Consider the following 7,597-nt stretch of genomic DNA (forward strand, 5'->3'; position numbering starts at 1 on the left):
TTAATAAGAGCGTGTATTTTGTTACAACGACAAACGACGAGGGGTGTGGAATCGGAGCCCAGCGCTTGAAAACGCAGGCGCCGCGAGTCCTGATGGTCGGCACCGCCCTGGAAGGCAAGGGCGGGGTTGCGGCCGTGGTCTCCGTGCTGCGCCACCACGGCCTGTTCGAGCGCGAGCAGGTGCGCTATGTCGCCACCCACCGCGAAGGCTCGGCCGCCATCAAGGCGAAGGGCGCGCTGTCGGGCTTCTCGCAGACCCTGCTGGCCTGTTTCAGCCAGCATCCGTCCGTCGTGCACGTGCATGCGGCCTCGCGCGCCAGCTTCGTGCGCAAGTCCATCGTGCTGCTGATCGCCCGCCTGGCGGGCTGCAAGACCATATTTCACCTGCATGGCGGCGGCTTCCGCCAGTTTGCGACCGTCGAGGCCGGCGCGCTGATGCAGCGCTGGATCCGCCACACGCTGGAAGCCAGTTCGGTGGTGATCACGCTGTCGAACGGCTGGGCCGGCTTCGTGCGCGGCTTCGCGCCCAGGTCACGGGTGGCGGTCGTGCCGAATTCGGTGCCGCTGCCGCCGGCATCCGGCGTGCAGGGGGAGCCGGGCCGCATCCTGTTCCTGGGCCGGCTGGAGGAAGCGAAAGGCGTCTTCGAACTTCTGGGCGCTGGGGCCTTGCTGGCGGCAAAGTTCCCGTCGCTGCGCCTGGTATTCGGCGGCGAGGGCGATGCCGAGACCCTCCGCAAGAAGGCGGCCGAACTCGGCATGGCGGACCGCATCGAACTGCCGGGCTGGCTCGGCGCCGGGGAGCGCGACGAGCAACTGGCGCGCGCCAGCGTGTTCTGCCTGCCCTCGCATGCGGAGGGGCTGCCGATGTCGATGCTGGAAGCCATGGCCGCGGGCAGGGCGGTGGTCGCCAGCAGCGTCGGCGGGATTCCGGAAACCATCGCCGATGGCGACAACGGCCTGCTGGCGCCGCCGCGCGACGCCGCGGCGCTGGCAAGCAGGCTGGAACAGGTATTGGGCGATGAGGCCCTGCGCGCAAGGCTGGCACGCAACGCGCGCGTCACAATCGAGCAGCACTATTCAACCGAGGTGGTGTGCGGCCAGTTGTCCGCTCTCTACCGTGAACTGGCGGGGACTCAATGATGAGCGAGGCGACAGGCGTGACCTGGTTGGTGAACCGTTTGCGTTGCATGTCGATGGCCGAGGTCGGCTATCGGATCCAGCAGGCGGCGGCGAAGGGCGTGGCGAAACGGGTGCGTCCGCGCGCCGCGCCGCCGCTGCCGCGCGCCCGTACCTTCGGCGTGTCGTCCGCACCCGCCATGTCCGCCGCAGAGCGGGAATCCCTGCTGGCCGACGCCGACAGCATCTGCGCCGGCCACGTAGTCCTGTTCGCGAACCGACGCTTCGACGTCGGCATGCCGCCCTTCTGGAACCGCGACCCGGAAAGCGGCGTCACCGGCCCCTCGGTCTACGCCGGCGACATCGCCATCACGAACCGCGAGCTGGTCGGCGACATCAAGCATGTATGGGAGCTGAACCGCCACCTGCACCTGACGCGCCTGGCCCAGGCCTGGGCCGCCACCAACGACGTCGCCTGGCTGCACGCGCTGCACCACCAGCTGCGCAGCTGGCTCGACCAGTGCCCGCCGCTCACCGGCCCCAACTGGACCAGTTCGCTGGAACTGGGCATCCGCCTGATCAACTGGAGCCTGGTCTGGCAATTGATCGGCGGGGAGGGCAGCGGCCTGTTCGCGGGCGAGGACGGCGAGCGCCTGCGCGCCGACTGGCTCGATTCCATCCACGCCCATTGCTCGGCGATTTCGCGTCATCTCTCGCGTCACTCTTCGGCCAACAACCACCTGATCGGCGAGCTGGCCGGCCTCTACGTCGGCGCCTCGATCTGGCCCTGCTGGAAGTCGTCCGGCGCCTGGCTGGAGCAGGCGCGGCGCGAGCTGGAACACGAGGCCCAGGCCCAGTTCTCGCGCGACGGCGTGAACCGCGAGCAGGCCTTCGCCTACCACATCTTCTCGTCCGAATTCCTGTTCGTGGCCGGCCTGGTCGGCCAGGCCTGCGGCCACCCCTTCTCGCGCGCCTACTGGACCAGCCTGCAGCGCGCATTACGTTTCTTGCGGTCGGTGCGCGACGTCGGCGGCAACGTGCCGATGGTGGGCGACGCCGACGACGGCATCGTGTTCCGCATGGACGCCCCTGGCAGCGACCGCGCGGCCCAGCTGCTGGCCCTCGGCGACGCCGTGCTGCACAAGCATGAGGCCAACTGGGTCAGCGAGCACATCGGCGTGCGCTGGCTGCTGCACACCCTGCCGGGCAAGCGCCCGGAAGCCGATCCGCACGAATCCGAGACCGGCTGGGCCTTCCCCGACGGCGGCTACCTGCTGTTCGGCTCGCACTTCGGCGAAGCCAACGAGATCAAGGGCATGGTCGATTGCGGCCCGCTGGGCTACCTGGGCATTGCCGCCCACGGCCACGCGGACGCGCTGGCGCTGAACCTGTCGGTCGGCGGCGAGGAATGCCTGGTCGATCCGGGCACCTATTCCTACTGGCAGGAGCACAAGTGGCGCGACTATTTCCGCGGCACCTCGGCCCATAACACCGTGCGCATCGACGGCCTCGACCAGTCGGTGTCGGGCGGGCGCTTCATGTGGTTGAAGAAGGCTAGGGCCAGCATCGAGCGCATGCCGCAGTCGCCGCATGAGTTCGATTTCCGCGGCTCGCACGACGGCTACGAGCGCCTGGCCGATCCGGTGCGCCACATGCGCAGCGTGCGCTTCGACGCCGCCAGCGCGAGCCTGGTGGTGAAGGATGAGTTCTCGGCGAAAAAGCAGCATCAGGTCGAGCTGTTCTGGCATTTCGCCCCGGGCCTGAGCGTCCGGCTGGACAGTTCCGGTCTGCACGTGCGCGGCAAGCGCTTCGCCCTGCAGATGCACGCCCACGGCGCCGATCTCAAGTTGGAACTGGTGCGCGCCAACGAAAATCCGCCGCTGGGCTGGTATTCGCGCAGCTATGAATCCAGGCAGCCTTGCGACGTGCTCAAGATCAGCACCGTATCGTCCGCCGTCCCGGTCGAGTGCAGGTTTACAATAACGTTTTTTTAATACCCCGCTGTCCGCAGTGTTGTTCACATACTAATTACTAGGGAAACAGTTTCATGCTTATTTATCTGGTTGCGGGCGCCCGGCCCAATTTCATGAAGATCGCTCCGATCGTCCGCGCGCTTCAGGCTCAGAACCCGAAAACGCTGTCCTGGAAAATCGTCCATACCGGACAGCACTATGACCGCGACATGAACGACGTGTTCTTCGAAGAACTCGGCATTCCGCAACCGGACGTCTTCATGGCCGCCGGCGGCGGCAGCCATGCCCAGCAGACCGCCAAGATCATGGTCGGCTTCGAAGAGCTGTGCCAGAACGAGCGCCCGGCCGCCGTGCTGGTGGTGGGCGACGTGAATTCCACGCTGGCCTGCTCGATCGTCGCCAAGAAACTGAACATCCCGGTCGCCCACGTCGAGGCCGGCCTGCGCTCGGGCGACATGACCATGCCCGAGGAAATCAACCGCCTGGTCACCGACAGCATCTCGGACTGGTTCTTCGTCACCGAACCCGCCGCGCTGGAACACCTCAAACGCGAAGGCAAGGCGGATTCCGCCGTGCACTATGTCGGCCACGTCATGGTCGACAACGTGCTGTTCCAAGCCGACAAGCTGGCCCACACCGACACTTCGGGCTTCGAGACCAGCGCCTTCAAGCAAGCGCGCCAGGATGCCGGCCAACGCTACGGCGTGGTCACCATGCACCGTCCGAGCAACGTCGACGATGCCGAGACCTTTACCCGCATCGCCGGCGCGCTGAAGGAAATCGCGGCCGAGCTGCCGCTGATCTTCCCGGTGCACCCGCGCACCCGCGCCAACATCGAGAAATTCGGCATCGACCTGGGCCCGAACATCACCCTGGCCGGCCCGCAGGCCTACATGGCCTTCCTCAACCTGTGGAAGGACGCGGCGGTCGTGCTGACCGACAGCGGCGGCCTGCAGGAAGAGACCACTGCGCTGGGCGTGCCCTGCGTCACGATTCGCGAGAACACCGAGCGTCCCGTCACCGTGGACGAAGGCTCGAACGTACTGGCCGGCACCGATCCGGCAGTCATCATGCTTGAAGCGCGCAAGGTCTTGCGCGGCGAAGGCAAGCAGGGCCGCCGGCCGCACCTCTGGGACGGCAAGGCGGCTGAACGTATCGTCGCCGTGTTGGCAACTGAGCTGGCGAAAGTACCCGAATGAGTAGAAAAGGATGATCACATGAGCGAACGCATCACACTGATGGGGTGCTCCATCGACAACCTGTCGATGGAGGAAACACTGCAGACCATCGAGGGCTTCATCCATACAGGACGGCCCCATCAGCATGTGGTGGTGAACGTGGACAAGCTGGTCAAGGCCAGCCGCGATCCCGAGCTCAGGCAGATCATCAACGACTGCGCACTCATCAACGTCGACGGGATGCCGGTCGTGTGGGCTTCGCGCCTGCTCGGCAAGCCGCTGAAGGAGCGCGTCGCCGGCGTCGACCTGTTCGAGGCGCTGATGCGCCGGGCGGGGGAGAAGGGCTGGCGGGTATTCCTGCTGGGCGCGAAGGAAGAAGTGGTGAGCAAGGTCGCCTCGACTTACCAGAACAGGTATCCGCGGCTGGTGCTGGCAGGCTACCGCAACGGCTACTGGAAGGGCGAGGCGGAAGAAGCGCAGGTGGTCGAGCAGATCCGCGACGCCAGGCCCGACCTGCTGTTCGTGGCGATCAGCTCGCCGAAAAAAGAGCAGTTCCTCGGCCGCTACCAGGCCGAGATGAAGATTCCGTTCGCGATGGGCGTGGGCGGCACCTTCGACGTGGCGATCGGCCACGTGAAGCGTGCGCCGGTGTGGATGCAGAAGTCGGGCCTGGAATGGTTCTATCGCTTCCTGCAGGAACCGCGCCGGATGTTCCGCCGTTATTTTATTGAAGACATGGCGTTCCTGAGGCTGTTCCTGAAAGAGTTGAGGGGAGGCCGATAAACCTACTGCGCGTCGGATTTTCGTCCTGCGATGCTCCGCTTCGGCGGACCGGCCGTACCGTAAGTACGGCTGCGCTTCTCGAACGAAACTCCTTCCGCTCGCTACGGTTTCTCGGCCTCCCGTGAAGCTGGTAGTTTGCAAAGAGATTCATAGGGATGTCGGCGGCTAGCCGACCGAGACACAACAATAGGCGCCAGCGCATTTGCATGGCGACAGTAAATTTTTAAAGAAAGCAGAGCACGCATGAAAATTCTCGTTACAGGCGGCATGGGCTACATTGGTTCGCACACGGTCGTCGAACTGCAGAACGCCGGCCACGACGTGGTGGTGTTCGACAACCTTTCCAACGCCGACCCTTCGGTACAGGGACGGGTGCAAAAGATCACGGGCAAATCCTTCGAGTTCGTCAACGGCGACATCCGCGACCGCGCGGCGCTGGAAGCCGCCTTCGGCGCGCACAAGATCGACGCCGTGATCCACTTTGCCGGCCTGAAGGCGGTCGGCGAATCGGTGGCGCAGCCGCTGCGCTACTACGACAACAACGTCACCGGCAGCGTGGCGCTGTTCGAGACCATGGCCAAGTTCGGCTGCAAGACCCTGGTGTTCTCGTCCTCGGCCACCGTCTACGGCGACCCGGCCTCGGTGCCGATCAAGGAAGACTTCCCGCTGTCGGCCACCAATCCCTACGGCCGCAGCAAGCTGATGATCGAAGACATCCTGCGCGACCTGTTCAAGGCCGAGCCGGACTGGCGCATCGCGCTGCTGCGCTACTTCAACCCGGTGGGCGCCCATGAAAGCGGCCTGATCGGCGAAGAGCCGAACGGCATCCCGAACAACCTGGTGCCCTATATCGCCCAGGTCGCCAATGGCCAGCGCGAAAAGCTGTCGGTCTACGGCGGCGACTACCCGACCCCGGACGGCACCGGCATGCGCGACTACATCCACGTGGTCGACCTCTCCATCGGCCACGTCAAGACCCTGGACAAGCTGGTCCAGGGCGCGGGACTGCATACCTATAACCTCGGCACCGGCAACGGTAACAGCGTGCTGGAAATGGTCCATGCCTTCGAAAAGGCTTGCGGCAAGCCGATTCCCTACCAGATCGTAGACCGTCGCCCCGGCGACATTGCGAAGTGCTACGCCGATCCGACCCACGCCCGCGAGGAACTCGGTTGGACGGCGCAACGTGACATCGCGCAAATGTGCGCCGACTCCTGGCGCTACCAAACTACCCCAAAATAAGCATGAGGACCGAACCATGAAAGCGATGATTCTTGCAGCAGGCAAAGGCACCCGCGTACGTCCGCTGACCTATGACCTGCCGAAACCGATGATCCCCGTGCTGGGCAAGCCCGTCATGGCTTACCTGATCGAACACCTGCGCAAGCACGGTATTTCCGAGATCATGGTCAACGTCAGCCACCTGCACGAAAAGATCGAGGAATACTTTGGCGAGGGCGAACAGTTCGGCGTCCAGATCGGCTACTCCTTCGAAGGCTATACCAAGGAAGACGGCGAAGTCGTGGCCGTCCCGATCGGCTCGGCCGGCGGCATGAAGAAGATCCAGGAATTCGGCGGCTTCTTCGACGACACCACCGTGGTCCTGTGCGGCGACGCCCTGATCGACCTCGATCTGAAAGCGGCCCTGCTGGAGCACCGCCGCAAGGGTGCGATGGCCACCGTGATCACCAAGGAAGTGCCTTGGGACAAGGTGTCGAGCTATGGCGTGGTGGTCACCGACCAGAACGGCCGCATCACCCAGTTCCAGGAAAAGCCGAAGCAGGAAGAGGCGCTGTCGAATTTCATTAGCACCGGCATCTACATCTTCGAACCGGAAGTGATCGACCTGATCCCGTCGGGCGTGGAATTCGACATCGGCTCCCAGCTGTTCCCGCTGCTGGCCGAGAAAGGCATGCCTTTCTATGCCCAGGGCCGTCCGTTCAACTGGCTGGACATCGGCAGCGTGTCGGACTACTGGGAAGTGCTGCAGAACGTGCTGACCGGCGAAGTCAACCACATGCACGTGCCCGGCATCGAGATCGAGCCCGGCCTGTGGACCGGCCTGAACACCAGCATCGACTGGCGCGGCACCACCATCAAGGGCCCGGTCTACATCGGTTCGGGCGTCAAGATCGAAGCCGGTTCTACCATCATCGGCCCGACCTGGATCGGCCATGGCAGCCACATCTGCGAGGGCGCCGAAATCGTCCGTTCGGTCCTTTTCGAATATACTCGCGTGTTAAATGATGTAACCTTGCATGAAATGATCGTCTTCAAGGACTACAGCATCGACCGTGCCGGCGAGATGAAGCATTCGTCCGAATACAGCTCGGACGAATGGCTGAACGCCCGCGATCGCCGCCGCAGCCGCCGCAAAGAGGGCGCGGAAGAGACAGATTCCAATCTAGAGAAAATAAGCGCATGAAAATCTATCCAGTCATCCTCTCCGGCGGCGCCGGTACCCGCCTGTGGCCGCTTTCGCGTGCTTCGATGCCAAAGCAGCTCCTGCCGCTGGTCACCGACAAGACCATGCTGCAGGAAACCGCCT

Annotated in this window: 7 protein-coding genes; all 7 read left to right on the forward strand. The window is 64.2% G+C overall.

The genetic code is table 11. The annotated features are described in order from the left end of the window. Window positions 1-65: 65 nt before the first annotated feature. Window positions 66-1,139 (forward strand): glycosyltransferase family 4 protein, encoded by a 1,074-nt coding sequence (locus LQV39_RS18720; RefSeq protein WP_230027650.1) that lies wholly within the window; start codon window positions 66-68, stop codon window positions 1,137-1,139. After that, entirely contained in the window at window positions 1,139-3,109 is a 1,971-nt protein-coding gene (locus tag LQV39_RS18725) for an alginate lyase family protein (protein WP_230027651.1), read from the forward strand. Before LQV39_RS18720 ends, LQV39_RS18725 begins: the two co-directional genes overlap by 1 nt. Before the next feature lie 53 nt (window positions 3,110-3,162). After that, the gene (wecB, locus tag LQV39_RS18730; RefSeq protein WP_290368607.1) at window positions 3,163-4,287 is read left to right on the forward strand and encodes a non-hydrolyzing UDP-N-acetylglucosamine 2-epimerase; all 1,125 of its coding nucleotides are present in this window, start codon (window positions 3,163-3,165) and stop codon (window positions 4,285-4,287) included. 18 nt (window positions 4,288-4,305) lie between these two features. Beyond that, window positions 4,306-5,049, forward strand: coding sequence for a WecB/TagA/CpsF family glycosyltransferase (locus LQV39_RS18735; protein WP_230027653.1), 744 nt, complete (start codon window positions 4,306-4,308; stop codon window positions 5,047-5,049). 243 nt (window positions 5,050-5,292) lie between these two features. Further along, window positions 5,293-6,291 (forward strand): UDP-glucose 4-epimerase GalE, encoded by a 999-nt coding sequence (gene galE, locus LQV39_RS18740; protein WP_230027654.1) that lies wholly within the window; start codon window positions 5,293-5,295, stop codon window positions 6,289-6,291. A 16-nt stretch (window positions 6,292-6,307) separates the two neighbouring features. Beyond that, on the forward strand, window positions 6,308-7,474 hold the full coding sequence (locus tag LQV39_RS18745) for a sugar phosphate nucleotidyltransferase (RefSeq protein WP_230027655.1): 1,167 nt from the start codon (window positions 6,308-6,310) through the stop codon (window positions 7,472-7,474). Continuing rightward, window positions 7,471-7,597 (forward strand): sugar phosphate nucleotidyltransferase (locus LQV39_RS18750; RefSeq protein WP_230027664.1); only part of this gene is annotated, 127 nt, incomplete at its 3' end. The genes LQV39_RS18745 and LQV39_RS18750, both read left to right, overlap by 4 nt.

The sequence above is a fragment of the Massilia sp. Bi118 genome, from assembly GCF_918697865.1.
GTDB lineage: Bacteria > Pseudomonadota > Gammaproteobacteria > Burkholderiales > Burkholderiaceae_D > Telluria.